Source organism: Microbacterium yannicii, from assembly GCF_024055635.1.
In the GTDB taxonomy this organism is placed as follows: Bacteria; Actinomycetota; Actinomycetes; order Actinomycetales; family Microbacteriaceae; genus Microbacterium; species Microbacterium yannicii.
Map to the genome: position 1 here is coordinate 39,921 of NZ_JAMXMB010000039.1, position 26,826 is coordinate 66,746.

Here is a 26,826-nt window from a genome sequence, read left to right on the forward strand (position 1 = left end):
CCACGGGGGTCGACAGGGGCTTGACGACCCCTGGTCATTTCGCACGGAGAGAGGGCGCGGGGCGTGGCGTTCTTCCTCGCCGTGCGACGCGGGGACAGGATGGAGGGGCGGATGTGCCGCGGAGAAAGAGGTGGATCATGCAATCGGTGCTTCTCGATACTCCGGCGGGGATCACGGCGCGGCTCGGCTGGGATCCGAAGCTGCCCGATCACGACCGCAAGCGCCTGCTCGCGAAGGAGATCCTCTCCGCGAAGCTCGGCGTCGATGCGAAAGCCGTCCGCGTCGAGCGCGAGGCGCCGCGGACATTCGGCTTCCACACCCAGCTGATCGCCGAAGTCGGTGGCGCCGAGCTGCCGCTGAAGATCCGCAACGTCAACTTCCGCGCCGCCACTGTCGTCGCCGTCACGGACCCTGAGGTCAGTCTCGGGCTCGACCTGCGAGATGCGCATCCCGACGACGCCGAGCTGCACCTGATGAAGCGCCACTCGCACCTGCTGGACGAGAACGACCTCGGCAAGCTCATCGCCCACTGGACCCGCGTGCAGGCCGTGCGCGACGCCGACGGCCGGGGAGCGCGTGTCGCCGCCGACCATGTGCGGCTCGACACCCCGCTGACCAAGGGGTGGATCCCCGACCGGAAGGTCTTCTACCGGCTGGCGGATCTCTCACGCGACAGCTGGGTCATCACGCTCGCCTACGCCCCGACCGCCGGCTGACTCGGTCGCGCGGCTTCGTCTCGCTCGCGGTCGCGCGCGTGCGCGAGACCGAGCACCGGTCGTTGAACGAGCGAGGAACGAGCGAGACGAAACGCCCTCAGTCGTCGACGAGCTCCGGGAGGGCCGCCTTGAGCTCGGCCAGCCACACGCGGGCGTTGCCGTCGGAGGGAGCGCGCCAGTCACCCCGGGGTGACAGCGAGCCGGCCGGCGATACCTTCGGACCGTTGGGGATCGCGGACCGCTTGAACTGCGCGAAAGCGAAGTAGCGCCGCAGGAACACCTGCAGCCACTTCGTGACGGTGGCGAGGTCGTAGGCGTAGCGGTCTTCGTCCGGGAACCCGGGGGGCCAGGCGCCGGCCTCCTCGTCGCCCCACGCCTGCGCGGCCAGGTACGCGATCTTCGACGGCCGGAAGCCGAAGCGCAGCACGTGGTACAGCGTGAAGTCGTGCAGCGCGTAGGGGCCGATGCGGTCCTCGGTGGACTGCATCTTGCCGTCCTGGCCGGCGGGGACGAGCTCGGGCGAGATCTCGGTGTCGAGCACCGACTGCAGCACCTCGCGGGCGCTGTCGCTCAGTTCGGTCGAGCCGCCCTCGTCGCCCCGGTGCGAGATCACCCAGCGGATGAGGTGCTGGATCAGCGTCTTCGGGACGCCGGTGTTGACGGCGTAATGGCTCATGTGGTCGCCGACGCCGTACGTCGCCCATCCGAGGGCGAGCTCCGACAGGTCGGAGGTGCCGATGACCATGCCGCCGTGGTGGTTCGCCAGGCGGAAGAGGTAGTCGGTGCGCAGGCCCGCCTGCACGTTCTCGAACGTGATGTCATGCACCGGCTCGCCGTCGGCGAAGGGGTGATCGAGGCGTTCGAGCATCTCGATCGCCAGCGGGCGGATGTCGATGGTCTCGATCGACGCTCCGACCGACTCGGCGAGGGCGATGGCGTTGGACTTGGTGTGCTCGCTTGTCGCGAAGCCGGGCATCGTGTACGCGAGGATGTCGCTGCGGGGACGCCCCATGAGGTCCATGGCGCGTGCCACCACCAGCAGAGCGTGGGTCGAGTCCAGTCCGCCGCTCACGCCGATGACCGGCTTCGGCCCGCCGATCGCGCGCATGCGCTGCACGAGGCCCGAGACCTGGATGTTGAATGCCTCGTAGCAGTCCAGCGCCAGACGTTCCGGGTCGTCCGGCACGAACGGGAACCGGTCGAGGCTGCGGCGGAGCCCGACGTCGGTCGCCGGCGGGTCGAGCCGGAAGTGCACGGTGCGGAAGGCGGCATCCGCCTGCGTCGCCCGGCGATTGTCGTCGAACGTGCCCTGGCGCAGGCGATCCTGGCGCAGCCGGTCGAGGTCGACGTCGGCCACCGACCGTCGCGGGCCGTCGGGGAAGCGCTCGGTCTCGATGAGCAGGTTGCCGCCCTCGTAGATCATCGTCTGGCCGTCCCACGAGACGTCGTTCGTCGACTCGCCTCCGCCCGCGGCGGCGTACGCGTAGGCCGCGAGACAGCGCAGCGACTGCGACTGCACGAGGTCCTTGCGGTCCTCGGCGCGGGCGATGGTGATCGGGCTGCCGCTGAGGTTGAGCAGCACGGTCGCCCCCGCGAGTGCGGCGCCCGATGACGGCGGGATCGGCACCCAGACGTCCTCGCATACCTCGGCGTGCACGACGAGCCCCGGGATGTCGAGAGCCTCGAACAGCAGGTCGGGACCGAACGGGGCCTCGAGCGCGCCGACGCGGATGTCCTGGTCGCCCTGGTCGTCGCCCGGGGCATACCAGCGCCGCTCGTAGAACTCGCGGTACGTGGGCAGGTAGGACTTCGGGGCGACGCCGAGCAGCTCACCGCGGTGGATCACGACCGCGCAGTTGTAGAGGCGGTTGCGGTGACGCAGCGGCGCGCCGACGACGAGCAGAGGGAGAAGATCCGCGGATGCCTCGACCAGCCGCTCGATCGCGGCGACCACTGCATCGAGCACCGGGTCCTGCATGACGAGGTCGTCGATGGCGTAGCCGGTGAGGCACAGCTCCGGGAAGAGGGCGACGGCGACGGCCTCCGCGTCGCATTCGCGGGCGGTGGCGAGGACGGCGTCGGCGTTGGCCGCGGGGTCGGCGATCGAGACCGGGATCGTGCACGCTGCGACGCGGGCGAACCCGTGCCGGTACGCGCTCTCGAAGGGCAGGCTCATGCGCTCCAGTCTGGCAGGTGCCTCCGGCATCCTCCCCCTTCCGCCGCCCTCTTCCGCCCGTCCCCTCGCGCCCCGTTCTCTTGTTCGTCCGTCGTATGTGTACGCGTGCGGGGCCGTCTTGCGTGCATATACGACGGACGAACAGAAGGGAGGAGATGGGGGACGAGCGGGCGAGACCGGGCGGGGCGGGGTGTCGGATGCCGCGGCTAGGGTCGTGTGAGAAGGGCGGGGCATGCGATACATCGAGGACGAAGGCCGGATCGTCTGGAGCGCGAGCGATCTCAAGGCGGCCGCGGAATGCGAGTTCGCCTGGCTGCGCGCGATCGACGCGCGGCTCGGACGCGTCGCGGCGGTCGAAGAGCCCGAAGACCTCACCCTCGAGCGCGCCGGCCGCCTCGGCACCGTGCACGAGCGCCGCGTGCTCGACGACTACGTCGCGCGCTATGGCGACCGGGTCGCGGTGATTCCGGAGGCGAGATCGTCGGATGCCGCTGCCCTCGCCGATGCGGTCGCACGGACGAACGCGGCGCTGGCCTCCGACGCGGAGGTCATCTACCAGGCGGCGTTCGCGACCGACTCCTTCGTGGGTTTCGCGGACTTCCTCGTCCGCGACGACGCCGCCGGCAGCGGTGCCGTCAGGCCGTGGATCGTGCAGGACACGAAGCTCGCGCGACACGCCCGCGTCACCGCGCTCATGCAGCTCGCGGCCTATGTCGCCCAGCTCGACAGGCTCGGAGTGCCGCGCTCCCACCGGGTGCAGCTGCTGCTCGGCGACGGCAGCGTCAGCGAGCACGAGGTCGATGACCTCCTCCCCGTCTTCACGCTGCGCCGCGAGCGGCTGGCCGCGCTCATCGCCGACCGGCACCTCGAGCGGGGAGCGGCGGGGGAGCCGATCGCGTGGGGCGACCCGCGCGGCGAGCTCAGCGTCGTCGCGTGCGGGCGATGTGCGACGTGCGACGCGGAGGTCGTGGCATCCCGTGACCTGCTCCTCGTGGCAGGCATGCGCCCGGTCCAGCGCGAGCGGCTGCGCGCGGCCGGCATCGACACGATCGAGCAGCTGGCCGGGGCGTTCGCGGCACCGGCGGGGATGAACCCCGATGTCTTCGGCTCGCTGCGCACCCAGGCGCGTCTGCAGCTCGAGAGCCCGGCGGGCACGCCGCCGCTGGTCGCGCCGAAGGCACGCACTCCGCGGCACGACGTGCAGGGTGCCGTGAGCGATGGCGCCCTCGCGGTGCTCCTCGCCGAGGCATCGCCGGCAGCGGCGCCGCCGATCCCCGTCTTCGAGGTCGTCGCGCCGCAGGCGCTGGGCGCACTGCCGCGCCCAGACCACGGCGACATGTTCTTCGACTTCGAGGGCGATCCGCTGCACACCGAGCCGCCGGTGCCGGGGGAGCCCACGCAGTGGGGCATCGACTACCTCTTCGGCTGGGTCGACACGCGGGAGCAGTACACGGCGCTGTGGGCGCACTCGTTCGCCGACGAGAAGCGTGCGCTGGAGACCTTCCTCGACATCGTCAACCTGCGGCGACAGCAGTTCCCGGGCATGCACATCTACCACTACGCGCCGTACGAGCCGTCGCACCTGCTCGCGATGGCCGCCCGGCATGGCGTGCGCGAGGCCGATGTCGACCGGCTGCTGCGCGACGGCGTCTTCGTCGACCTGTACCCGATCGTGCGCCGTGCGCTGCGCGTCGGATCGCGCTCGTACTCGATCAAGAAGCTCGAACCCCTCTACATGGGTGATGAGGTGCGCACGAGCGACGTGCAGAAGGGTGACGAGTCGATCATCCGCTACGTCGAGGCCCGCGCGCTGCAGGCCGATGGCGCAGCGGCCGAAGCGTCCCTCGTCTTCGAGGACCTCGCCGACTACAACCGGTACGACTGCGTGTCGACGAGACGCCTGCGCGATTGGCTCGTCGACCGCGCACGTGAGGCGGCGCTCGTGCCGTCGCCCAACCCGGAGCCCGACGAGCGCGCCTACGAGCCGTCGGCCCGCGCGACCGTGCTCGACGCGCTGGCGTTGCAGTATCCGGATGACTCGGTGCCTGCCCGGACGCTGCGCCTCGGCGCGGCCGCGATCGACTACTACCCGCGAGAGGCCAAGTCGTTCTGGGCGACGCACTTCCTGCGGCTGCGCGAGCCGGTGTCGCTGTGGGATGAGACGCGCGACGTGGTCGCGATCGATCCGGCCCGCAGCAGCGTCCGGGAGGACTGGCACTTCCTCGAGAGCGGCAGAGGCGGCGAGCGACGCGTCGTCGAACTGCGCGGCGACCTCGCCCCCGGCACCCGCATCAGCGAGGGGAGCAATCCGTTCGCGCTCTACGAGCTGCCCGCGCCGTACCCGTTCGAGGCGTCGCCGCGGTGGATCCACTCGTACCGCTCGGTCACCGTGCTCGAGGTCCTCGACGACGGCGCGGTGATCGAAGAGACCGCGGTCGACGGCGTGACGTGGAGCGAACTGCCCCTTGCGCTCACGCCCCAGGCGCCGCCCGCGGCGGGCAACCAGCAGGCGGCCATCGATGCGTGGGCGGATGCCGTCATCGACGCCGCACCCGAGCTTCCAGCAGACCCCGCCACTGACATCCTGTGCCGCCGTCCGCCCCGCATGCTCCGCCCGGCTCTTCTTCCGGCCGGACCGCCGGCAGCGGAGGGCAGCACGCTGCCTGTCGCCGGGGACGATGCCGTGGACGCCATCGCCCGCGCCGTGCGCGCGCTCGACCGCAGCTATCTCGCGGTGCAGGGCCCTCCGGGCACGGGCAAGACGTATGTCGGGTCTCACGTGATCGCCCGGTTGGTGCGAGACCACGGCTACAAGGTCGGCGTCGTCGCGCAGGGGCACGCGACGATCGAGCACCTGCTCGACCGCGTCATCGAGGCGGGGGTGCCGGCGTCGCAGGTGGGCAAGGCGCCGAAGGACCCGTCGGCCGCCCACGCCTTCACGGTGCTGCCGAAGAACGGCGTCGCCGCGTTCACGGCCGAGCACGAGGCATCGGGCTTCGTCCTCGGCGGCACCGCGTGGGACTTCAGCCACCAGGGCCGCGTGCCGCGCGGCAGCCTGGACCTCCTCGTCGTCGATGAGGCCGGGCAGTTCTCGCTCGCCTCGACGATCGCCGTATCGCTCGCCGCGCCGCGTCTGCTGCTGTTGGGAGACCCCCAGCAGCTGCCGCAGGTGAGCCAGGGAACGCACCCGGCCCCTGTCGACACGTCGGCGCTCGGCTGGGTCATGGACGGTGCGGACGTCATCCCGCCGGAGTACGGCTACTTCCTCGCGCAGACCCGCCGCATGCGGCCCGAGGTCGCCGCGCCGGTGTCGACGCTCTCGTACCGCGGCGAACTCGCCGCGCACCCGTCCACGGCGCTGCGGCGGCTCGAGGGAATCCGTCCCGGTCTCGTGCCGATCCCGCTGCGCCACCACGGCAACGCGACGCAGTCCCTCGAGGAGGCCGCCGAGGTCGCGCGGCTGGTCACCGACCTCATCGGGCGCGAATGGACGGATGCTGCGACCGACGACAGCGATGGGGCATCGGTCGCCCTGCCGCCCCGGCCCCTGGAGCAGGCGGACCTCATCGTCGTGACTCCCTACAACGCCCAGCAGGTCGCCGTCGAAGCCGCGCTCGCCGCGGCCGGGTTCCCCGATGTGCCCGTCGGCACGGTCGACAAGTTCCAGGGCAAGGAGGCGGCTGTCGCGATCGTCTCGCTCGCGGCGTCGAGCGGCCGTGACGCGCCCCGGGGGCTGGAATTCCTCCTGCTGCGCAACCGCCTGAACGTCGCCATCTCGCGGGCGATGCACACCGCGTTCCTCGTCTATTCGCCCGGGCTGCTGGACGACCTGACCTACACGCCGGAGGGAGTGGCGCGGCTCAGCGGTTTCGCCCGCCTGGTCGGTCGCGGCTGAGCGCCGCGTAGACTCGCGCACACGTCGCACTCGACCGCCCGAGTCTCACGCGGCCACCGCGCGAGACGCCGCCGAACAGGAGCCCGCATGGCCGACGATCCATCGCAGCAGTTCGAGATCGACCTCCCGCCCGAGCTCATCGGTGGCGCGTACGCCGACTTCGCGAACGTCTGGCACACGCCGACGGTGTTCGTGATGGATTTCCTGACCCTCGCGCAGCCGCCGCGCGAGCAGGTGGACGCCGAGACCGGACAGCGTCACACCGTCGTGCCGGCGCGCGTGGTGAGCCGCATCCGCATCCCGCCCGACCAGGTGTTCGAGCTGGCGAAGGCCCTCACGCAGCAACTCGAGTTCTGGGAGCGCGAGACGGGCCGTCGCACCCCGCAGGAGCCGCCGCTCGGCGACTGAGCCTCGCGCGCGCCAGCGGGTCGTCGTCGTCCCCCCGTATGGTTAGTCGGCCGTCACCGGCATGTCAACCCCTTTGGGGTGTGAAGACCTCGCCACGTAGCCTTGCCACGCGCCAGAAGGCGTGCAGGCGCGACATCCGTTCGGCGAGGGGCGGGTGTCGCGCCGTCTGCATGTGCGGCACCGGCACCGGTGCCTGCCCGTATCATCGGCCGCGCTTCCTCCTCTGTCAGACGGAGGGGGACGCCATGACCACGATCGATCAGCCGGCCGAGACAGCAGCGATCACTCCCGCGTCGACGGCGACCGATCGGGCTGCGGCAGGCGGCGACACGCAGCCGCGCCGTGGCCTCCTGTTCTGGATCGCCCGCTACCTGCCCGCCGAGATCACCGGCACAGCGGCGATGGTGATCGCAGGCCTGGTCGCGACCCTGTGGACCGATGCAGCCCCGCTCATCGCCCTGGCCGCCCTGCTGGGCGAGATCGCCGGCTTCTACGCCGTGCTCGCGGTCACGATCTACCTCGAGGTCGTACGGGTCAGCGCGACGCGCCGCCGGGCCGTCGGGAAGACCGGCGTGCTCCTGATCGCGGAGTTCGGCGCGGCAGAGGCGCTCGACACCCTGCTGGTGCGACCCGTGGCGCTCATGCTCGGCGTGTGGCTCTTCCCCGATCCGCTGTGGGGGATGCTCGTCGGGAAGATCGCCGCCGACATCGTGTTCTATGCGGTCGCCGCGGGCGCGTTCACTCTCACCGCCCGTATCGGGCTGCGCGACGGGCGCCGGACGCGACGCACGGGGGCGACGACATGAACCTCGACGCGCTCCGTCGTGAGCCGGGGACGGCGCCCGACTTCGCCGACCGGCGGCGGGCGGAGGCGTGCGCCGTGATGTCGTCGGTGGCGGCGCGGGCCGCGATCGCCCGACACGGAACCCCGTTGCTGCTGCTGGATCCGCAGCGCGTCCGCACGCAGTATCGCCGCCTGCGCGAGGCGCTCCCGTTCGTCGGATTCCACTACGCGGTGAAGGCGCTCGCCCACGACGCGGTGCTGGACGTGCTCGACGACGCGGGCTGCGGGTTCGACATCGCCACCGGCGAGGAGCTCGCGATGCTCACCCGCCGCGGCGTCGACGTATCGCGCATCATCCACACGCATCCGATCAAGAAGCCCGCCGAGATCGCCGACGCGCTCGCGGCCGGCGTCCGCACGTTCGTGGTCGACAACGAGGTCGAGATCGGCAAGTTCCGGGGCGCGCCGGCGGACACACGTCTGCTCGTGCGACTGGCGTACCGGAGCCCGCACGCCAAGAGCGACCTGTCGAGCAAGTTCGGCGTCGGGCCGTTCGAAGCCGCCCACCTCGTCGAGAGCGCGCTCGCCGCCGGCGTCACGGTCGCAGGCTTCAGTTATCACGTCGGCAGCCAGCTCGACGATCCCGGCAGGTTCGCATCTGCCGCCGCCGACACCCTCGAGCTGATGAGCATCCTGGAGCGGCGCTGCAACGTGCAGTTCGACACGCTCGACATCGGCGGCGGGTTCCCCGCCTCGTACGACTCCGAGTCGGCGGCGTTCGACGACATCGCCACCCTGCTGCGGCCGGTGCTCGCCCCGCATGCACGCCGTCTCGACATCATCGCGGAGCCGGGGCGCGTGATGGTCGCCGATGCGATGACGCTCGTGACGAGCGTCGTCGGCATCGCCGAGCGCGGGGACGGGCGGTGGTACTACCTCGACGACGGCCTGTACGGGTCGTATTCGAACGTGCTGACGGAGGACGTGCACCCGCTGGTATTCGCGGCACGGGACCTGACGGCCACCGACCCCTGGAGCGGCCGGCTCTCCGCCGGCGCGCGCGCCGGGGGTCACCGCTGGGCGACGCTGGCCGGCCCCACGTGCGATTCGTCAGACGTGATCGCGCGAGAGGTCCTGCTGCCGGAGCTGCGCGTCGGCGACCTGCTCGTGAGCCCCACCATGGGCGCGTACACGACCGTCACGGCGACGCGCTTCAACGGACGCCCCTTCACTGCGGTGGCCGTGGTCGGCCGAGGTGGGGCGGGAGTCGCGCCCGACGAGACCCGCGACCTCCGCCGCGTTCCGGTCGTCTGACGCGGCCTGCGGGCGGCTCAGACCGTCCCGTAGAGCCGGTCGCCGGCGTCGCCGAGGCCGGGCACGATGTAGCCCTTCTCGTTCAGCCGCTCGTCCATCGCGCCCAGCACGAGCGTGACGTCGCGGCCGTCGACCTGCTTCTCGATGGCAGCGACGCCCTCGGGCGCGCCGAGGATGCAGATCGCCGTGACGTCCTGCGCACCGCGCTGGAACAGGAACTCGATGGCGGCGCCGAGCGAGCCGCCGGTTGCCAGCATGGGGTCGAGCACGAAGCACTGGCGGTCGCTCAGGTCGTCGGGCAGTCGCTCGGCGTAGGTCGACGGCTCGAGCGTCTCGTGGTCGCGCACCATCCCGAGGAAGCCCACCTCGGCGGTCGGGATGAGCTTGACCATGCCCTCGAGCATGCCGAGACCGGCGCGCAGGATGGGGACGACGAGCGGACGCGGCTCGCCGATCTTCACGCCGATCGTCGTGGTGACGGGCGTCTGGATCTCGATCGGCGACACGCGGACGTTCCGGGTCGCCTCGTACGCGAGGAGGGTGACGAGCTCCTCGGTGAGCTGGCGGAACACCGGCGACGAGGTGCGCTGGTCGCGCAGCACCGTGAGCTTGTGGGTGATGAGCGGATGGTCGGCGACGTGCAGGCGCATAGACACAGGTTAGTGCGTCACCGCCGCCCCGCCCGGGGCGGGTTGCCCGAGGGCGGCTACGCTCGTGCTGTGCAGCCCGCTTCCGCCGATCTCGCCGCGATGGACCGTGCGCTGGCTCTCGCCGCGGCGGCGGGGGAGGCGGGGGACGTGCCGGTCGGTGCCGTGGTGACGGATGCCGCGGGCGCGGTCATCGCCGAAGGCCGCAACCTGCGCGAGCTCGAGCACGATCCCACCGCGCACGCCGAGGTGGTCGCGCTGCGGGCGGCGGCCGCCGCGCGCGGCTCGTGGAACCTCGAAGGCTGCACCCTCGTCGTCACCCTCGAGCCGTGCGTGATGTGCGCCGGTGCCGTGCTCCAGTCCCGCATCTCGCGTCTGGTCTTCGGCGCGTGGGATGAGAAGGCCGGCGCCGCCGGGTCGGTGTACGACGTGGTGCGGGACCGGCGCCTGCCCTACCGGGCCGAAGTCGTCGCCGGGGTGCGCGAGGATGCGGCATCCGCTCTCCTGCGCGCCTTCTTCGACGCCCGCCGCTGACGCCGTCCTTCCCGCCCTCGGCCCCGCCCCCGTTGCCCCCACCCCGCCCCGTGAGTTGGCGTATATGTACGCGACACGCCGGGGTGTCGCGTACATATACGGCAAGTCAACGGGGCCTGCGGTCGTAGCTCCTCAGCACGGCGGCGTAGGACGCTCCCAGCGCGCGGCGAGCGTCAGCGGGGGAGGTGCGGCAGTACTTCGCCCAGGTACTCGACGTGCGGGACGTCCTGCAGGTCGAGCAGCTGGAAGTAGACGCGCTCGATGCCGAACGACCGGTAGAGGGCGATGCGCTCGCCGATCTCGGCCGCGTCGCCGACGATGTTCGTGCCGTCCCGCACGTCGTCGACCGTCTTCCCGATCCGCGCGGCACGGTGCGCGACCTCGGCATCGTCCCTGCCGGCGATGGTAGACATCGCGATCGACAGGCGCACCGTCGCCGGGTCGCGGCCGATGCGCTCGCAGGCGGCGCGCAGGTTCTCGATGCGCTCCGGGATCTGGTGGTCTTCGGGGAAGCCGATGTTGTACTCGCGGGCGAAGCGCGCGACGAGGTCGGGCGTGCGCCGCGGGCCTCCTCCGCCGATGATGACGGGGACCGGCTGCTGCACCGGCTTCGGGAGAGCCGGCGCCTCGGCCAGCCGGTAGTTCGTGCCGCTGAAGCTGTAGGTCTCGCCGACCGGTGTGGCCCACAGGCCGGTGACGATCTCGAGCTGCTCTTCGAGGAGGTCGAACCGCTTGGCGGGGAACGGGATGCCGTACGCCTGGTGCTCGCGCTCGAACCAGCCTGCGCCGAGCCCCAATTCGACGCGACCGTCCGACATGGCGTCGACCTGGGCGACCTGGATCGCGAGCGAGCCGGGATGCCGGAAGGTGACAGGGGAGACGAGCGTGCCGAGCCGGATCCGGGACGTCTCGCGGGCGAGGCCCGCCAGCGTCGTCCAGGCGTCCGACGGTCCGGGCAGGCCGTCGCCCATGCCGCTGAGGTAGTGGTCCGAGCGGAAGTACCCGGTGAACCCGAGGCGCTCCGCGGTCTGGGCGTACGCCAGTTCGTCGGCGTAGGTGGCGCCCAGCTGAGGCTCGGTGAAGATGCAGTACTCGATGATGGATCCTCGTATCGGTCTCGTGGTCGGAGCGAGCGCCCCGGTGTCCGAGCTCGGTGCCGTCGTCGCGCGCGGCGACCATCCGAGCCCGTCGGAGAGCGGAAGGTCAGTCGGCCGACTTGATGACGAACTGGGACGTCGGCGGCGCGGAGTCGTCTCCGGGCCGGTAGATGTCGGGCTCGAAGTAAATCACGCGCGCCGCAGGCACCGCGGCGCGCACACGAGCCTCGACACGATCGATGTCAGCGGCGATCTGCGCGAGCGGTGCGTCGGCGGCGAAGCCGAGCTTGGCGGCGACGAGCAGCTCGTCAGGCCCGAGGTAGAGCGTCTTGATGTGGATGAGCTTCACGACTTCGGGCCCCGCGGCGATGGCGTCGACGATGCGCTGCTGATCGGCATCCGTCGCGCCCTCGCCCACCAGCAGGCTCTTCGTCTCGATGCCGAGCGTGATCGCGACCAGGATCAGGAGCGTGCCGATCATGAGCGTGCCGATCGCGTCGAAGATCGGGTTGTGCGTGATCACGGTCATGCCGACGCCGAAGAGCGCGAACACCAGACCGGTCAGTGCGGCGACGTCTTCGAGCAGGACGACCGGCAGTTCGGGGGCCTTCGCGTGCCGCACGAAGGCGACCCAGGACTGGCCCTTCGCCCGCAGATGGTTGCTCTCCTTGACGGCGGTGCGCAGCGAGAACGACTCCAGCACGATCGCCACGAGGAGCACGGCGATGGGGATCCAGGCGTTCTCGAGCTCGTGCGGATGCGTCAGCTTCTCGACGCCCTCGTAGATCGAGAACAGTCCGCCGACCGAGAACAGGATGATCGACACGACGAACGCGTACACGTAGCGTTCGCGGCCGTAGCCGAACGGGTGGTCGCTGTCGGCCTTCTTCTTCGCCTGCCGTCCGCCCAGCATCAGCAGCAGCTGGTTGCCGGAGTCGGCGACCGAGTGGATCGCCTCGGCGAGCATCGACGCCGATCCCGAGAGGAACCAGGCCACGAACTTCGCCAGGGCGATGCCCATATTCGCCAGGAACGCCGCGAGGATCGCCTTGCCGCCACCGGATGCACTCATGCCGACGAGTCTACGGATGCCGGGCGCGCGGTTCGCGCGCCAGGCGAGGGTTCGCAGCGGGTCGCCTCGGCCGGCGCCGGCGGCGGGCGTCAGTCGGAGGAGCGGAGGATGATCGCCTCGGTCGGTGGCGCCGGATCGTGGCGGCGACCGACGTAGCCGATCACCTCGAGCAGCGCATGGCGGAACTCGGCCGGGCGTTCGAGGTGTGGCGTGTGGCCGGTTCCCTCGAGGGTCACCTCGGTGACCGCGCCGCCCGCCTCGGCGTAGCGATCGAGCACGTCGCGCGTCTGCGACACCATCTCCTGTGCCGGTGCGAGCTCGTCCCCCGGCCAGCCCGGGACGATGCCGAGCTTTCCGAGGTTGTTGAGGTCGTAGAACGACGCGTCCGAGACGATCGCGTCCAGGGTGCCGTGGATCCAGAGGATCGCCGGCTTCACGGCGAGATCGACGATGCCCGACACATCGAAGTGCGCCGGGGTCATCGTGTTGAGAACGCCGATGTCGCCCGCAGCGAAGCCGGGCCAGTTCTCGCTCGATACCGCGTCGCCCGGGTAATTGCCGGTGGCCGTCGACGTCGTCAGCATCGACTCGACCCAGAGGTCCTCATGCGCGGTCTCGAACCCTGACGCGACATAGCCGCTGCGGAAGACGTTCCGCGGCGACGTCGGGGCGTCCGCGGTCGTGTCGTGATCGATCAGGCGCTGCACGAAGTCGGGGTTCGCGCCGCCGCCGCCGCATCCGGCGTCGTCATCGGTGAGCCGCGAGCCGTCGCGGCGCGTGCCGCCGAAGCCGTAGGGCGACACGGGGGCCTGCAGGGTCAGACTCAGGACCGGGTGATCGAGTGCGTACTGCATGATCACGCCGCCGCCCATCGACCACCCGACGAGGTGAGCGGTCGGGATGCCGAGGGCCTCCAGCGTGGACTGCACATCGTCGCTGAAGTCGCGCACACCACGGGTCGCGTCGATCGGGGCGTGCTCGGTACCGCCGAAGCCGCGCAGGTCGATCGCGATGACCCGGAGGTCGGTCGGGAGGTCGAGCATCAGCTCCTGCCAGAACAACGCCGACGAGACGTTGCCGTGGATCAGCACCACGGTGCGATCCGGGGGCGTCGCGGGATCGTCGCCCGCGCGTTCCAGCACGTTGACGGTCAGACCCGGCGTCTCTACGCTGCGTGCCTCGATGCCGTCGAAGAGGGTCATGTCGGAAGCCTCCCACCTCATGCGGGAGCCCCTGCGTCCCCGCACTCCGAGGATAGACCGGGGCGCCGTCTCGGCGGACGGGCTTTCGATGACGGATGCCGCAGCGCCGGCGCCGGCCGGCCCCGGCGCTGCGGGACCCGGTGCTCACTCCTCGGCTGCGGCGGCCGGCTCTCCCGTGTAGAAGGCGTAGGTGTTGTCGGCCGCGCGGGCGGCGATCGCGGGGTCGGCCCCGTCGGCGGCGTGCGCCGCGGCCCAGGCGTCGGCGGCACCGCGGTAGAACGCCCTGCCCTCGTCGGTGAGCGCCCACGCCCCGGCCTCTGCGGGCGAGGGTCCGTCGCCGCCGGTCAGGTGGAGCTCAAGGCCCAGCAGGCCGCCGTCCCACCCGACGCCCGTCGCACCCGGACCGTAGACGTCCCAGAACTCGGCGGGCGCGTCGTCCGTACGAGCGACGTGCTCGAGCTCGAACCGTGTCGCATCCGACCCCTCGGCGGTCAGGCGCACGGTGAGCCACGTCACGCCGCCGCCGAACTCCCAGGTCGCCCGGAAACGGGCGGATCCGTTCTGGGGCGGTGCGCACTCCTGGATCTCACCTCCGGCGTTGCCTTCGATCTGATAGCGGCCGCCGAGCCGGAGATCGCCCGAGATCGGCAGGAACCACCGTGCGATCCGCGCCGCGCTGGTGACGGCATCCCACACGTCGTCGATCGGGGACGGGTACGTCTGCGCGAGCGTCTGCACCCGCGCCGCGTAGCCGTCGATCTCTTCGCTCGCGATCTCGCGGGTCACCGCGTCGAGCTGGTGCTGTACGTCGACCATGTCATTCCTCCTGAGGGTCGGTCGTGCCGGATTCATGGGTGTCGGATTCATCGATGTCGGATTCGTGGGTGACGGCGTCTTCGGTGCCGGCGTCTTCGGTGTCGGCGTCCGACTGCTGCTCGGCAGCGAGCCGTCGCCGCCGCCGCCCTCGGGCGAGCTCGGTGCCCAGAGCGTCGAGGTGCGGCTGCCAGAAGCGCCGGAAGGGGTCGAACCACGCGGCGGCGCTCGCGAGCTGCTCGGGCGCGATCGCGTAGAGCCGCCGGACGCCGTCGGGCCGGACGGTGGCGAACCCCGATTCCCGCAGCACGCGGAGGTGCTGCGAGACCGCGGGCTGCGAGATGCCGAACTCGCGCTGCACGTCTTCGCCGATCTCGCCGGCGCTGCGCTCGCCCTCCGCGAGGAGTTCGAGAATGCGCCGGCGCACCGGATCGCCGAGGATGTCGAGTGCGTGCACAAGGTCCATGATTGCGTCGCGGCTTATATAAGTCAAGCATTAATTCCGCGAGCATTCTGGGAACCCGCTCGTAGGATGACGCCATGGCTGCAGCAGATTCCGCCCTCCCGCCCATCGCGATCCTCGGCGCCGGATCGATGGGCGGCGCGATCGCGCGGGGCCTGTCGCGTTCCGGTCTGGCAACCCTGGGAGTGACGACCACGAACCGCTCGCGCGCGAAGGCGGCCGAGCTCGACGGTCTCGAGGCAGTGACGAGCCTCGCGCTCGAGGAGCATCCGACGGGGAACACGGATGCCGCGGCCGCCGCCGACATCGTGCTCGTGGGGGTGAAACCGGCGATGGTCCCGGACCTGCTCCGCGAGATCGCCCCGGCGCTGCGGCCCGGCGCCATCGTCGTGAGCCTCGCCGCCGGAGTCACGATCGCGACGTTCGAGGAGCGCCTCGGCGACGGCGTCGCGGTGCTGCGATCCATGCCCAATACGCCGGCCCTCGTCGGGCGCGGCGTCACCGGACTCGCTGCCGGCTCACGGGCGGACGCCGCGGCCGTCGCCACGGCCCGTCGGCTGTTCGAGACCGTCGGAACCGTCATCGAGGTGCCCGAATCCCAGATCGATGCGCTCTCCACCATCTCGGGCTCCGGTCCGGCGTACTTCTTCCTCCTCGTGGAGGAGTTCACGAAGGCGGCCGCCGGCAAGGGCTTCTCCGACGCCGAGGCCCGGCTCATGGCCGAGCAGACGTTCATCGGCGCAGCGGCGCTGCTCGAGGCATCCGGTGACGACCCCGCCGAGCTGCGCCGGCGGGTGACGAGTCCGAAGGGCACGACGGAGCGGGCGATCGCCGTGTTCCAGGAGGCACGTCTCGACGACGTCTTCGTGGCGGCGACGGACGCGGCGCTGGCGCGTGCCCGGGAACTCGCCCAGGGCCGATGAGCCCTCCGCGGCGTGTCAGTCGCGGGGCTGCTTCATGTACCACTCGGTGAACGAGCGAGCCCGTCCGTCCTCGTCGAGGTCGACGACCCAGAGGTTGCGGTAGATGCGCCCGTCGGGCAGGTCGTCGTTCGGGGCGTAGTCGGTGCGCGCGTCCACGAAGACGCGGGCGCCGTCGATGCCGGCGATCTCCCACTCGAACTCGTACGTGCCCGGCTCGTCGCGTGCCTCCAGCCAGCCCGCGACGATGGCGTCGGCGCCGGCCCACGGATCGCCCCACGGCTTCGTGAAGTAGGCGGCGTCCTCGGTGAACAGGGCCCGGATGTCATCGGGCTCGTTCGTCTTCCACGCGTTCTCGTAGGCTTCGACCCATCGCCGGGCCGCGGCATCCGTCCTGTTGCGCTCTGTCATGCCGCGAGTATGCCGCGCGGCGGGGACATCCGGGAGGGGGTCTCAGCGCTCGAGCGACGCGAAGCGCTCGATGTCGGAGTTCGTTCCCGACACGATGATGAGGTCGTGGTTGGTGACGACGGTGTTCGCCTCGGCGTAGCGGAACGGCTTGCCCGGGCTCTTCACGCCCACCACGGTGACGTTGTACTTCGTGCGCACTCCGGACTCGTTGAGTCCGACGCCGCGGATGAACTTGGGCGGGTACAGCTTCGCGAGCGCGAAGTCGTCGTCGAAGCGGATGAAGTCGAGCATGCGGCCGCTGACGAGGTGGGCGACGCGCTCGCCGGCCTCCCGCTCGGGGTAGATGACGTGGTTGGCGCCGACGCGGGCGAGGATCTTGCCGTGCGACTGCGACACCGCCTTGGCCCAGATCTGCGGCACCTTCAAGTCGACCAGGTTGGCCGTGATGAGGACGGATGCCTCGATCGATGAGCCGACCGCGACGACGGCTACCGAGAAGTCCTGCGCCCCGATCTGCTTGAGCGCGTCGATGTTCTTGGCATCGGCCTGCACCGTGTGGGTGACGCGCTCCGACCACTTCTGCACGAGATCGAGGTTCTCGTCGATCGCGAGCACCTCGCGATCGAGCCGATCGAGCTCACCCGCGCAGGCGGCGCCGAATCGACCGAGGCCGATCACGAGAACGGGCGCATCGCCCCTGATTCGCTCAACCAACGATCGGCCTTTCCACGGGCAGCGAATACAGCTGCGAACGGGTTGATGCGGCCACGGCCGCCGCGAGAGTCACTGTACCAACGCGACCCATGACGATCGTGATCGCCAGCACATACACAGCGGGATCCGGGAGCGTCTCGGTGAGACCCGTCGACAACCCGACAGTGGCGAAGCCCGAGATGACGTCGAAGAGAACGTCGCCGAGGTCGGCTTTGGTGATCTGGGTGATGATGATCGTCGACAGCGCGACAATGGTGGATCCCCACGCCACGACCGACAGCGCGACGCGCAGGACGTCGCTCGGGATGCGGCGGCCGAACACCTGGTTGGACGCACGGCCCTTCGCCTCGGACACGACCGCGAGCGCGATGACCGCCAGAGTCGTGACCTTGATGCCGCCGGCCGTCGATGCCGAGCCGCCGCCGACGAACATGAGCATGCACGCGACAAGCAGGCTCGACTGATTCAGCTCACCGATGTCGAGGATGGCGAAGCCGCCGGATCTCGTCATCGCCGAGAGGAAGAACGCCTGGAAGGTCGTGTCCCACGCGTCCTTCGTGCCCAGCGTCAGGAGGTTGTCGTACTCGAGGATCAGGAAGACCGCGCCGCCCAGAAAGAACAGCATCACCGTCGTGATGAGGGTGAGCTTCGCGTGCAGCGACCACCGACGCACCCTCCATCGCTCGCGGAGAAGCGTGTAGATGACGGGGAAGCCGATCGAGCCGAGGAACACGCCGGCCATGAGCACCGTCAGGAAGAAGTAGTCGTGCCGGAACGGCTCGAGACCGTCGGCGTTCGGCGTGAACCCGGTGTTCGTGAACGACATCGCGGCGTAGAACGGGGCCTCCCATAGCGCGACGTGCCAGGGGACGCCGGCGATCAACAGCCCGGGGAACAGCAGGATCGCGAGGAACCCTTCGATGACGAGTGTCGACAGCGCCACCGTCGCGAGCAGGCTGCCGATCTGGCCGAGCTGCACGGTCTGGCCCTCGTTGACCGGTCCGCCGTGCGTGCGCAGGGGATTCGAGTCGCTGGCGGCGATGAGCTTGGCCCTCAGGCCCAGTCGGCGCGAGATCACCAGGCCCAGAATCGACGCGAGGGTCAAGACGCCGAGCGCACCGATCTGCACGCCGACGAAGACCAGCACATGACCGAACGCCGACCAGTGGGTGGCCATGTCGACCGTCGCGAGGCCGGTGACGCAGATGGTCGACACCGCCGTGAAGAAGGCATCGGCGAACGGAGTCACCTGACGGTCGGCCGCGGCGATGGGAAGCGAGAAGAGCCCTGTGAACAGCAGGATCAACGACAGGAAGATGAGGATCGCGAACCGGGCGGGGGAGCGCTGAGTCAGGTCGCGGAAGAACTCCATGAACGCGTGACCGAGTGCACGCAGGCGGCCCATGCCCGTGACGGGGGCGGCGCGCCTGCCATCCGTCATACGGGTCCTCCTGGTGCGTGCGGGCTTCGTGAACCCAGCACCTGTGATTCGGTTGGGGGGCCGGTTGTTGCTCATGGTACTCCGCAGGGCTCCCGACTAATCTGAGCACATGGCGGACATCTTCGACGTGATCGCAGACGGAACGCGTCGCGACATCCTGCGACTGCTGCTCGACCGATCATCCGCCGGAGAACGCGGCACCAGCGTGTCGCACATCGTCACCGAGCTCGGCGCAAGCCAGCCGACGGTGTCGAAGCACCTCAAGGTGCTGCGCGACGCGCATCTGGTCTCGGTGCGCGAAGAGGGGCAGCATCGCTACTACAGCCTCTCGGCCGAGCCCTTGGACGAGGTCGACGACTGGCTCGTTCCCTTCCTCGACGGCGACGGCGATGGGGTGCTCGCCGGCGAAGGCGTCGCGGGTCTGCCCGACTCCGCCGCGCACGCGGCTGAAGTGGTCGGCCGGGCGGCCGCCTCCGCCAAGCACGCCTTCGAGAACGCCTTCAAGCGCCTCCCCGGGCGGTGACGCTTCGAAAGGCTCAGGGACCGGGTTGGTCGCTGAGCCTGTCGAAGCGCCCGCCGCGTTACCGGCGCCCGGCCTTGCGGCGGAACAGCCAGGCGCCCCACACGAACGAGGCGACGAGGATGCCGAGGCACCAGGCGATCGCCCAGCCGACGGTGTCGTCGACGGGCGTTCCCATCAGGAGGCCACGGATCGTCTCGATGATCGGCGTGACCGGCTGGTACTGCGCAACGCCTTGGAGCCACTCGGGCATCGTCTCGACGGGCACGTAGGCGCTCGACAGGTACGGCAGGAACAGGATGATGAAGCCGTAGCCGTTGGCGCCCTCGGGGCTGCCGGAGGCGAGCCCGATCGCCGCGAACAGGTACGTGATCGCGAGGATCCAGAGCGAGATCACCGCAACGGCGCCGGCCCAGCCCCAGAACCCCGCGGTCGGGCGGAACCCCACGAGCAGCGCGACGCCGATCACGATGGCGGTCGCGAGGAGGTTCCGCAGCAGGCTCGCGACGACGTGCCCGGTGAGCACGGCGCTCGCGCGCACCGGCATCGTACGGAACCGGTCGATGATGCCGGCCTTCATATCTCCCGCGACGTAGACGGCGGTCGAGGCGGCGCCGAAGCCGGCGCACGTGAGGATCACACCCGGTACGACGTAGTTCACGTAGTCGCCGGTGGGGTCGATCGCCCCACCGAACACCCACGTGAACATCAGCATGAGCATCACCGGCAGCATGATCGCCATCAGCAGCGACTCGCCGTCGCGCAGCGAGTGCAGGAGGCTGCGGCCGACGAAGACGCTCTCGGCGGTGAGCCCGCTCACCCGCGGACGCAGTGCGGGGATGGTCGGCGAGGCGGTGACAGTGGTCATGCGATCTCCTTGAGCGAGTCGGCCCGGCGGTCGTCGGCGCGCTCGCCGCGACCGTCGGGGGTGGTGAGAGCGAGAAACACGTCGTCGAGGCTCGGTCGCCGCAGCGTCACGACGCCCTCGGCGCCGGACTCGTCCAGCACGTCGAGCGCCCGGCGCAGCCCGGTCACCGATCCGTCGGTGGCGACCTCGTGCACGAGGTCGCCGTGGGCGTCATGCAGCTCGACCGTGTCGCCGCCGACGCGGGACTTCAGCTGCGCCGCGGTGCCGGTGGCGACGATGCGGCCACCGTCGAGCACGGCGATGCGGTCGGCGAGCTGGTCGGCCTCCTCGAGGTACTGCGTGGTCAGGAAGACCGTGGTGCCCGCCTCCGCGAGCGAGCGGATGACGTCCCACAGCTCGCGGCGGCTGCGGGTGTCGAGTCCGGTCGTCGGCTCGTCGAGGAAGAGCACCTCGGGCGCGACGACGAAGCTGAGCGCGAGGTCGAGGCGTCGTCGCATGCCGCCGGAGTACGTGCCGACGCGGCGGGATGCGGCATCCGTCAACCCGAAGCGCGCGAGCAGTTCTGCCGCGCGGTGGCGGGCCGGCCGGCGGGGGAGGCCTGAGAGGCGACCCATCATGACGACGTTCTCGGTGCCGGTGAGGACGTCGTCCACGGCGGCGGCCTGGCCGGTCAGACTGATGCGGCGCTTGACCTGCTCGGGTTCGCGCGCCACGTCGATGCCCGCGACCGTGGCGGTGCCGGCGTCGGGGTGGACGAGCGTCGTGAGGATGTTGATGGTCGTGGTCTTGCCGGCGCCGTTCGGGCCCAGGAGCGCGAAGACCTCGCCGCGGGCGACCTCGAGGTCGAGACCGTCGAGCACGCGTTGGCGGCCGAACGTCTTTCGCAGGCCCTCGACGACGATGACCGGCGGAGCGGTGCGGTCGGGCATGGGACTTCCTCTCTCTTCCATCTGTGTATGGCCAAAACTGTGTATGACATTAACTGTTTATGACGGTAACACACTGTTTACGTGATAGACAGTCCTAGACTTACGAGATGACCGATGCCGTCGAGCCCGAGCTTCCGCGAGGCATCGCTCTCGCGTGGGGCGTCGCCGCCACCCCGCAGCGTGGTCCCAAGCGAGAGATGAGCGTCGAGCGCATCGTGGAGGCGGCGATCGAGATCGCGGATGCCGAGGGCCTGGGCGCGGTGTCGATGGCCGCCGTCGCCGCCAAACTCGGCTTCACGCCCATGTCGCTGTACCGATACGTCACCGCCAAAGAAGACCTCGTGCTGCTCATGCAGGAGGAGGCCACCGGCTCGCCGTCGGAGGCCTCGCGGGAGGCCGGCGGCTGGCGGGAGCGCCTCGAGGCGCTGTTCGGCGAGCAGCTGCAGCATTACCTGCGGCACCCCTGGGTGCTCGACATCCCGATCTCGGGTGTTCCGGCCACTCCCAACACTGCCGCGTGGATGGATGCCGGAATAAGCGCGCTGGATGAGACGCCGCTGACGTACGAGGAGCGGTTGGCCGTGATGCTGCTCGTGACCGGCACGGCGCACTGGGCGGGCACGGTGCTCGCCGGCTACGCGCGGGTGGAGCGGGAGCAGGGTGTCGGGAGCGACACCATCGCCCGCAATGAGGACGCGATGTTCCGGGCGCTCATCACCGCGGAGGCGTACCCCTCGCTGCGCGCGGCCATCGAGGCGGGTGCGTTCCTGGACGAGTCGGACCCGTTCGCCTTCGCGCTGGAACGAGGCCTCGACGGCGTCGCCGCCTACATCGCCGCCGCCGCCGAAGGGCGCCGGGGCGTGCGCACGCAGTGGGTCACGCTCGACGATGCCGACATCGCCGACGACAAGAAGTTCCGCGAGGCGCAGAAGGCGGTGCGGCAGGCGGAGAAGGCGCTGCGCGACGCGCGCAAGCTCGAACGGCTGGCTGCCCGTGAGGCGCGCGACCGGAAGGCACGGCAGCGCTCGGAGTCGTGACACCGATCACATCGGCACCACTTGTCACACAGTTCACAGGGGCACCTGTTTACACACGGGTCCCGCGCGCTCTAGAGTGTGTCCAGTACTTCTGGGGAAGGAATCGACATGGCTGAGCTGTCCGATGTGCGCTTCCTCACGGTCGCCGAGGTCGCCGAGCTCATGCGTGTGTCGAAGATGACGGTCTACCGCCTCGTGCACTCCGGAGAACTGCCCGCCGTCCGGTTCGGCCGCAGCTATCGGGTGCCCGAATCCGCCGTCACCGAAGCTCTGCAACGGCCGATCGCCGACGTCGGCTAGACTGATCCGAGGCATTTTTCGTAATTGCTCGTTCCCGGGCGCCGCACACGCCGCGCCCAGACCCCGACATAGTGAGGTTTTCCGTGGGTTCTGTCATCAAGAAGCGCCGCAAGCGCATGGCGAAGAAGAAGCACCGCAAGCTGCTTCGCAAGACTCGCCACCAGCGCCGCAACAAGAAGTAAGCGGCATCCGCACCAAGCGCCTGTCTCCGGACGGGCGCTTCGTGTATGCCACTGCTCCGCCTTTGCGGAGTCCGCGACCCGAGAGGCCGACATGAAGTCCATCAGCATCCAGCAGCGGCGTGAGCGCACCGAGATCCCACTGATCGACGTGCGCGAGGTCGACGAGTTCGCCGCAGGACACGTCCCCGGGGCGATCAACATCCCGATGTCCACCATCGGCGGTCGACTGGACGAACTGCCCGAGGGTGCGTTCGATGTCATCTGCGCCGTCGGCGGCCGTTCGGGCCGCGTGGTCGAGGCCCTCGAGGCGCGCGGCTACGATGCCACCAACGTGGACGGCGGCACGAACGAGTGGATCGCGGCCGGCTTTCCGGTCGACGCGTGACCGCGGTGCCGGTGTGACGACGATCACCCTCATCGGCAAACCGGACTGCCACCTCTGCGATGTCGCCCGCGAGGTCGTCGAAACGGTCGTGGCCGAGCTCCCCGAAGATGCCGTCGACGTCGAGGAGCTCTCCATCGCCGACGACCCCGCCCTCTACGCGCAGTGGTGGGAGAAGATCCCCGTCGTGCTGATCGACGGGCAGCTGCACGGCCACTGGCGCGTCTCGCCCGACCGCCTGCGCGCCGCGCTCAGCAGCTGAGGAGCGGCGCGCGCGCCGAGAGCGGGATACGGATGCCTAGGCTCAGCCCGCGAGCCGGGTGCGCAGTGCGCCGAGCTCGGCGTCCGTCAGGCCGCCTGACTGCAGGTACGCCGCAGCGCCGCCGTGCTCGTCGAGCCAGGCCAGCGCCTGCTCGATCGCTGCGGGAGGTGTGCCGGTGACCAGTTCGCGGAGCTCGGGCGTCAGCGGCGCGCCCATCTGCTCGATGCCGGCGAGCATGCGGTCGGCCCACGGGCCGGCAAGGTTGCGCTCCGAGACGGCGTAGTCGGCGACGACGGCGTCCCGGTCGACGCCGACCGCGTCGAGGATGAGCGCGACCGCGACACCCGTACGGTCCTTGCCGGCGGTGCAGTGGACGAGGACCCCCGCGGGGTGGCTGTCGGATACCGGGTCCTGCAGCGACTGCCTCAGCCCGGGTGCGGCGATGCGGCGCGCCGCCTCGGCGAATGCGGGCGCGCCGTGCTCGAGCATCTGGACGTACAACTCGCCGAGACGGGGGAGCGTCGCGAGGATCTGCTTCGCCATGCCGGTGTCGACGGGGCCGTCGGCCTGCGCTGCCGCGCCGGCGGCGCCCGTGAGTGCCCCTTCGAGGACCGACAGCTCGACCACCTCCACCGCGCGATCAGCGGGCAGGCGGTCGGGCGCGCTCGCCTGCTCCATCGGGGTGCGGAAGTCCACGATGACGCCGATCGGGCTCGCCGAGAGGTCTGCGACGCCGGCATCCGTCAGGCCGATGAGCCCTTCGGAACGGTAGAGGACACCGGAGCGGACGCTGCCACCGGTCGCGAGGGGGAGGCCGCCGAGGTCGCGGAAGTTCTGAAGTCCGTCGAGGGTGATCGTCACCCTCGAGGATTACCACATCCGTGCGTCCGCGATGGCCGCGTCAGCGCTGTCCGCGTCAGCGCTGTCCGCGTCAGGCGGAGAGCAGCGTCGGGCCTCGGACGAGGTACGTGGCTTGGCGAATGGCATCCCGGCCACCCGGCGGGGCACCGCAGCGGGTGGGGTAGTGTCCGAACGCGCGACGGGTCGCCCGGTCCGTGGCAGCAGACCGGGCGACCCGCCCTTCTCGGGATCTCAGCGCAATTCGACCGCGTGCACCTCACCGCCGCCGGGGAGGACCGCGCCGACGCTCACGTACGCCGTCGTGCCGGAGATCGCCACGCCGTACGGGGCGAAGAGGCCGGACAGCACCGCGGGATGCTCATCGCCGCCTGGCACGATCCGCCGCAGCGAGCCGATCGGCGGCTCCTCGCTGAGCAGGCTGCCGTCGCTGATCTGAACGGCGTACAGCGTCTGGTGCTGCCATGCGAGACTCGTCACATTGCTCAGGCCCGTCGCGTAGACGGTCGGCTGCTGACCCGGAACGACACGCCAGATGCTGGATGCGCCGGGCGGGAACGGGAAGCCCACGAGCTGGGACACGTAGTACGCCCCGTCGGGCCCGAGGACGACCTGGGTCGGAACCGCCTCGGCGGGAATCGGATCGCCGCCCCACGGCGGCACGCCCGATGTCGGCGGCAGGACGGCCACCGTGGCGGGGGCGAGATTGCCGCCGATCGTCACGATCGCGTTCGCTCCCGCGTCCGCGACGGTCCAGCGCTTGCTGTTGACGTCCGCGAACCCGCTGGGGTTCGAATCGAGCTGTGCCCCGTCGGGGTTGGCAGCATCCTCGTAGCCGGTGACGTCCGCCGCGACGGTCAGTGGCTGGCCGAGGCGACCGGTGAGGATGGTGCCGAGCCGCGCGCCGCCTGCTCCGAGCAGGGCCCGCGTTTCGCTGTTGCCCCCGAGGCCGACGAGGACCGCGATGTTGTTGCCTCGCACGCTGACCGCCGATGGGCCGGTGGCGCCGGAACCGTCCGCCCCCGCGAGTGAGGGGAGTCCCGTGACGACGCGCGTCTGCGTGCCGTGGCGGATCTCGGTCACGGCCCCGGTGTCGCCGAGACACACACTCGCGGTGGGGTCCTCGGGATTGGGGAGGCAGGGGCCGGCGCCCCCGGTTCCCGCCTCGGCCACGTAGACGGTGCCGCCGGCGCCGACGGACACCTGCCGGGGGTTGTCCAGCCCGGTAGCGATGATCCTCGTCGCCACGGGATCGGCCGCGATCGCCGGCGCGCCGGCCGACACGATCGCGATGACCGCCGCGGCCGCTGTCACGACAGCCAGCACGGCGCGTGACCGGATTCTCCGTTGACTCATTCTGATGACCCCCTGAGCTCGCACTCTGACATGACGAAACCCCTCCCCCGGACACAGCCTGGTGGGGGAGGGGGCTCATCGCATCGGGGTTCGTCCCTAAGCGGATCCGACGGTCATTAGGGGGCGAGGCGCGTCGGGCCGCGGAAGAGGTACGTCACCTCGCGGATCGACGACTCGCCGAGCAGCAGCATGAGCACGCGGGCGAGACCCATGCCGAATCCGCCGTGGGGCGGGGCGCCGTAGCGGAAGAAGTCGAAGTAGAAGTCGAGGTGCTCGGCTCCGAGTCCCTTCTCCTTCGCCTGCTCGATCAGCACGTCGACGCGGTGCTCGCGCTGCGCGCCGGTCGTGATCTCGACGCCCTTGAACAGCAGATCGTACGACTTCGTCAGCCCGGTCTCTTCGTCGCGCATGTGGTAGAAGGCGCGGATCTCGGGGTGGTAGTCGGTGATGAAGACGAACTGGTGGCCGTAGGTCTCCTCGACGTACGCCGATATCTGGCGCTCGCCCTCGGGGTCGAGGTCGCCGTCGGTGCGCGGGATCTCGTAGCCGCGGCTCTTCACGATCTCGCGCGCCTCGGCGAGCGGGATGCGCGGGAACGGGATGGCGGGTACCTGCACCTCGAGGCCGAACAGCTCCTCGATCTCGGCGCCGTGCTTGTCCTTGACCGCCTGGAATGCGGTCTGCAGCAGCTCCTCCTGCATCGCGGCGACGTCTTCGTGCGAGTCGATCCAGCTGATCTCCGCGTCGACGGAGGTGAACTCGGTCGCGTGACGCGAGGTGAACGACGGGTCGGCGCGGAAGGCGGGGGCGATCTCGAAGATCTTGCCGAACCCGGCGACCTGCGCCATCTGCTTGAAGAACTGCGGCGACTGCGCGAGGTACGCCGTCTGGTCGCCGAAGTACTCCAGCGAGAACAATTCGGCGTTGGACTCGGATGCCGAGGCCATGAGCTTCGGCGAGTGCACCTCGATGTAGTCTCGCTCGATCCAATAAGAGCGGAAGGCGTGCTCGAGGGTCGTCTGCACGCGGAAGATCAGGTTGTTGCGGCGCTGGCGGAGGTCGAGGAAGCGCCAGTCCATGCGCTTGTCCATGCCACTGTCCGCGGCGATGGGCGTCTCGGGGAGGGCGGCGGCCGCGATGTCGAGCCCGCCGATCTTGATCTCGACGCCGCCGAGCTTGACGCGCTCGTCGTGCTTGAGCTCACCTCTGACGGTCAGGAACGTGCCCGTGGCGAGGTTCGAGATGAGGTCCGTGAGCGCCAGGGCCGCGGCATCCTGTTCCGAACCGTCCTCCGCGGGACGCGTCGCCGGGTTGACCAGCTGCACCGCCCCGGTCTCGTCGCGAAGGATGACGAACTGCACCTTCTTCTGATCACGGACGGTCTCGACCCATCCGGAGACGGAGACGGGGCCGTCGGCGAGGCCCTTGAGCTGGTTGACGAGAACGCGTTCAGTCACGAGGGACAAGTGTACGTTGACGCGTCGCGTCGTCATCTGCAGCGCACGATCACAGCGAGCTCCGCCAG

At 70.2% G+C, this 26,826-nt stretch carries 28 protein-coding genes; 13 read left to right on the forward strand and 15 right to left on the reverse strand.

Features of this window, described 5'->3' with window-relative positions; genetic code table 11:
* Window positions 1–137: 137 nt before the first annotated feature.
* Window positions 138–716, forward strand: coding sequence for a hypothetical protein (locus tag NCG93_RS17375; protein ID WP_194413002.1), 579 nt, complete (start codon window positions 138–140; stop codon window positions 714–716).
* Between the two features lie 97 nt (window positions 717–813).
* Here NCG93_RS17375 and NCG93_RS17380 read toward each other — a convergent pair whose 3' ends face one another.
* Window positions 814–2,892, reverse strand: a complete 2,079-nt coding sequence (locus NCG93_RS17380; protein WP_194413003.1) for an NAD(+) synthase — start codon at window positions 2,890–2,892, stop codon at window positions 814–816.
* A 232-nt stretch (window positions 2,893–3,124) separates the two neighbouring features.
* Between NCG93_RS17380 and NCG93_RS17385 the strand changes: the two genes are divergently transcribed.
* The 4 genes from NCG93_RS17385 (at window position 3,125) to NCG93_RS17400 (ending at window position 9,293) form a co-directional block, all read left to right on the forward strand.
* Entirely contained in the window at window positions 3,125–6,787 is a 3,663-nt protein-coding gene (locus NCG93_RS17385) for a TM0106 family RecB-like putative nuclease (RefSeq protein WP_194413004.1), read from the forward strand.
* 87 nt (window positions 6,788–6,874) lie between these two features.
* Window positions 6,875–7,195: a DUF3467 domain-containing protein gene (locus tag NCG93_RS17390; RefSeq protein WP_194413005.1), complete on the forward strand. Its 321-nt coding sequence runs from the start codon at window positions 6,875–6,877 to the stop codon at window positions 7,193–7,195.
* 245 nt (window positions 7,196–7,440) lie between these two features.
* Window positions 7,441–8,001 carry a hypothetical protein gene (locus NCG93_RS17395; protein ID WP_194413006.1) on the forward strand — a complete coding sequence of 187 codons (561 nt, stop codon included), beginning with the start codon at window positions 7,441–7,443 and terminating at the stop codon, window positions 7,999–8,001.
* Complete coding sequence (locus NCG93_RS17400; protein ID WP_194413007.1) at window positions 7,998–9,293, forward strand: type III PLP-dependent enzyme; 1,296 nt, start codon at window positions 7,998–8,000, stop codon at window positions 9,291–9,293. Before NCG93_RS17395 ends, NCG93_RS17400 begins: the two co-directional genes overlap by 4 nt.
* A gap of 17 nt (window positions 9,294–9,310) precedes the next feature.
* On the opposite strand, the gene upp is transcribed toward NCG93_RS17400, so the two are convergent.
* Complete coding sequence (gene upp / locus NCG93_RS17405) at window positions 9,311–9,943, reverse strand: uracil phosphoribosyltransferase (RefSeq protein WP_194413008.1); 633 nt, start codon at window positions 9,941–9,943, stop codon at window positions 9,311–9,313.
* 99 nt (window positions 9,944–10,042) lie between these two features.
* Between upp and NCG93_RS17410 the strand changes: the two genes are divergently transcribed.
* Window positions 10,043–10,474, forward strand: coding sequence for a nucleoside deaminase (locus NCG93_RS17410; RefSeq protein WP_194413761.1), 432 nt, complete (start codon window positions 10,043–10,045; stop codon window positions 10,472–10,474).
* Between the two features lie 173 nt (window positions 10,475–10,647).
* Here NCG93_RS17410 and NCG93_RS17415 read toward each other — a convergent pair whose 3' ends face one another.
* The 5 genes from NCG93_RS17415 to NCG93_RS17435 form a co-directional block, all read right to left on the reverse strand.
* Entirely contained in the window at window positions 10,648–11,571 is a 924-nt protein-coding gene (locus tag NCG93_RS17415) for an LLM class F420-dependent oxidoreductase (protein WP_194413762.1), read from the reverse strand.
* A gap of 106 nt (window positions 11,572–11,677) precedes the next feature.
* Window positions 11,678–12,643: a cation diffusion facilitator family transporter gene (locus tag NCG93_RS17420; RefSeq protein WP_194413009.1), complete on the reverse strand. Its 966-nt coding sequence runs from the start codon at window positions 12,641–12,643 to the stop codon at window positions 11,678–11,680.
* Between the two features lie 89 nt (window positions 12,644–12,732).
* Entirely contained in the window at window positions 12,733–13,845 is a 1,113-nt protein-coding gene (locus NCG93_RS17425; RefSeq protein WP_194413010.1) for an alpha/beta fold hydrolase, read from the reverse strand.
* A gap of 144 nt (window positions 13,846–13,989) precedes the next feature.
* A complete protein-coding gene (locus tag NCG93_RS17430) occupies window positions 13,990–14,661 on the reverse strand; it encodes an SRPBCC domain-containing protein (protein ID WP_194413011.1) in 672 nt (223 codons plus the stop codon).
* Between the two features lies 1 nt (window position 14,662).
* Window positions 14,663–15,115, reverse strand: coding sequence for an ArsR/SmtB family transcription factor (locus NCG93_RS17435; protein WP_194413012.1), 453 nt, complete (start codon window positions 15,113–15,115; stop codon window positions 14,663–14,665).
* 83 nt (window positions 15,116–15,198) lie between these two features.
* Between NCG93_RS17435 and proC the strand changes: the two genes are divergently transcribed.
* Window positions 15,199–16,044: a pyrroline-5-carboxylate reductase gene (proC, locus tag NCG93_RS17440; RefSeq protein ID WP_194413013.1), complete on the forward strand. Its 846-nt coding sequence runs from the start codon at window positions 15,199–15,201 to the stop codon at window positions 16,042–16,044.
* 15 nt (window positions 16,045–16,059) lie between these two features.
* On the opposite strand, the gene NCG93_RS17445 is transcribed toward proC, so the two are convergent.
* Genes NCG93_RS17445 through NCG93_RS17455 form a run of 3 tightly spaced genes read right to left on the reverse strand, consistent with a single transcriptional unit; the run spans window position 16,060 to window position 18,571 of the window.
* Window positions 16,060–16,452 (reverse strand): YybH family protein, encoded by a 393-nt coding sequence (locus NCG93_RS17445; RefSeq protein WP_194413014.1) that lies wholly within the window; start codon window positions 16,450–16,452, stop codon window positions 16,060–16,062.
* A gap of 42 nt (window positions 16,453–16,494) precedes the next feature.
* Window positions 16,495–17,166, reverse strand: coding sequence for a potassium channel family protein (locus tag NCG93_RS17450; protein ID WP_194413015.1), 672 nt, complete (start codon window positions 17,164–17,166; stop codon window positions 16,495–16,497).
* Window positions 17,159–18,571 (reverse strand): TrkH family potassium uptake protein, encoded by a 1,413-nt coding sequence (locus NCG93_RS17455; protein ID WP_194413763.1) that lies wholly within the window; start codon window positions 18,569–18,571, stop codon window positions 17,159–17,161. The genes NCG93_RS17450 and NCG93_RS17455 overlap by 8 nt, the downstream gene beginning before the upstream one ends.
* Before the next feature lie 145 nt (window positions 18,572–18,716).
* Between NCG93_RS17455 and NCG93_RS17460 the strand changes: the two genes are divergently transcribed.
* Window positions 18,717–19,130 carry an ArsR/SmtB family transcription factor gene (locus NCG93_RS17460; protein ID WP_194413016.1) on the forward strand — a complete coding sequence of 138 codons (414 nt, stop codon included), beginning with the start codon at window positions 18,717–18,719 and terminating at the stop codon, window positions 19,128–19,130.
* A gap of 58 nt (window positions 19,131–19,188) precedes the next feature.
* Here the strand turns inward: NCG93_RS17460 and NCG93_RS17465 are convergent, their stop codons facing one another.
* Both NCG93_RS17465 and NCG93_RS17470 read right to left on the reverse strand, forming a co-directional pair.
* Window positions 19,189–19,995: an ABC transporter permease gene (locus tag NCG93_RS17465; protein ID WP_194413017.1), complete on the reverse strand. Its 807-nt coding sequence runs from the start codon at window positions 19,993–19,995 to the stop codon at window positions 19,189–19,191.
* Window positions 19,992–20,924: an ATP-binding cassette domain-containing protein gene (locus tag NCG93_RS17470; RefSeq protein WP_194413018.1), complete on the reverse strand. Its 933-nt coding sequence runs from the start codon at window positions 20,922–20,924 to the stop codon at window positions 19,992–19,994. The genes NCG93_RS17465 and NCG93_RS17470 overlap by 4 nt, the downstream gene beginning before the upstream one ends.
* A gap of 107 nt (window positions 20,925–21,031) precedes the next feature.
* On the opposite strand from NCG93_RS17470, the gene NCG93_RS17475 reads away from it, so the two are divergent.
* The 5 genes from NCG93_RS17475 (at window position 21,032) to NCG93_RS17495 (ending at window position 23,087) form a co-directional block, all read left to right on the forward strand.
* On the forward strand, window positions 21,032–21,961 hold the full coding sequence (locus NCG93_RS17475; RefSeq protein ID WP_194413019.1) for a TetR/AcrR family transcriptional regulator: 930 nt from the start codon (window positions 21,032–21,034) through the stop codon (window positions 21,959–21,961).
* A gap of 108 nt (window positions 21,962–22,069) precedes the next feature.
* Window positions 22,070–22,261, forward strand: a complete 192-nt coding sequence (locus NCG93_RS17480; RefSeq protein WP_163618319.1) for a helix-turn-helix domain-containing protein — start codon at window positions 22,070–22,072, stop codon at window positions 22,259–22,261.
* Window positions 22,262–22,344: 83 nt separating this feature from the next.
* Entirely contained in the window at window positions 22,345–22,443 is a 99-nt protein-coding gene (locus tag NCG93_RS17485) for a 30S ribosomal protein bS22 (protein ID WP_003792170.1), read from the forward strand.
* A gap of 91 nt (window positions 22,444–22,534) precedes the next feature.
* Complete coding sequence (locus NCG93_RS17490) at window positions 22,535–22,828, forward strand: rhodanese-like domain-containing protein (protein WP_194413020.1); 294 nt, start codon at window positions 22,535–22,537, stop codon at window positions 22,826–22,828.
* Window positions 22,829–22,841: 13 nt separating this feature from the next.
* On the forward strand, window positions 22,842–23,087 hold the full coding sequence (locus tag NCG93_RS17495; protein ID WP_194413021.1) for a glutaredoxin family protein: 246 nt from the start codon (window positions 22,842–22,844) through the stop codon (window positions 23,085–23,087).
* Between the two features lie 42 nt (window positions 23,088–23,129).
* Here NCG93_RS17495 and NCG93_RS17500 read toward each other — a convergent pair whose 3' ends face one another.
* The 3 genes from NCG93_RS17500 to aspS all read right to left on the reverse strand — a co-directional run bounded on the left by NCG93_RS17500 (window position 23,130) and on the right by aspS (window position 26,758).
* Window positions 23,130–23,948 (reverse strand): tyrosine-protein phosphatase, encoded by an 819-nt coding sequence (locus NCG93_RS17500; protein ID WP_194413022.1) that lies wholly within the window; start codon window positions 23,946–23,948, stop codon window positions 23,130–23,132.
* Window positions 23,949–24,179: 231 nt separating this feature from the next.
* A complete protein-coding gene (locus NCG93_RS17505) occupies window positions 24,180–25,271 on the reverse strand; it encodes a ScyD/ScyE family protein (RefSeq protein ID WP_252787589.1) in 1,092 nt (363 codons plus the stop codon).
* A gap of 146 nt (window positions 25,272–25,417) precedes the next feature.
* On the reverse strand, window positions 25,418–26,758 hold the full coding sequence (gene aspS, locus NCG93_RS17510; protein WP_194413024.1) for an aspartate--tRNA(Asn) ligase: 1,341 nt from the start codon (window positions 26,756–26,758) through the stop codon (window positions 25,418–25,420).
* Window positions 26,759–26,826: the final 68 nt, after the last annotated feature.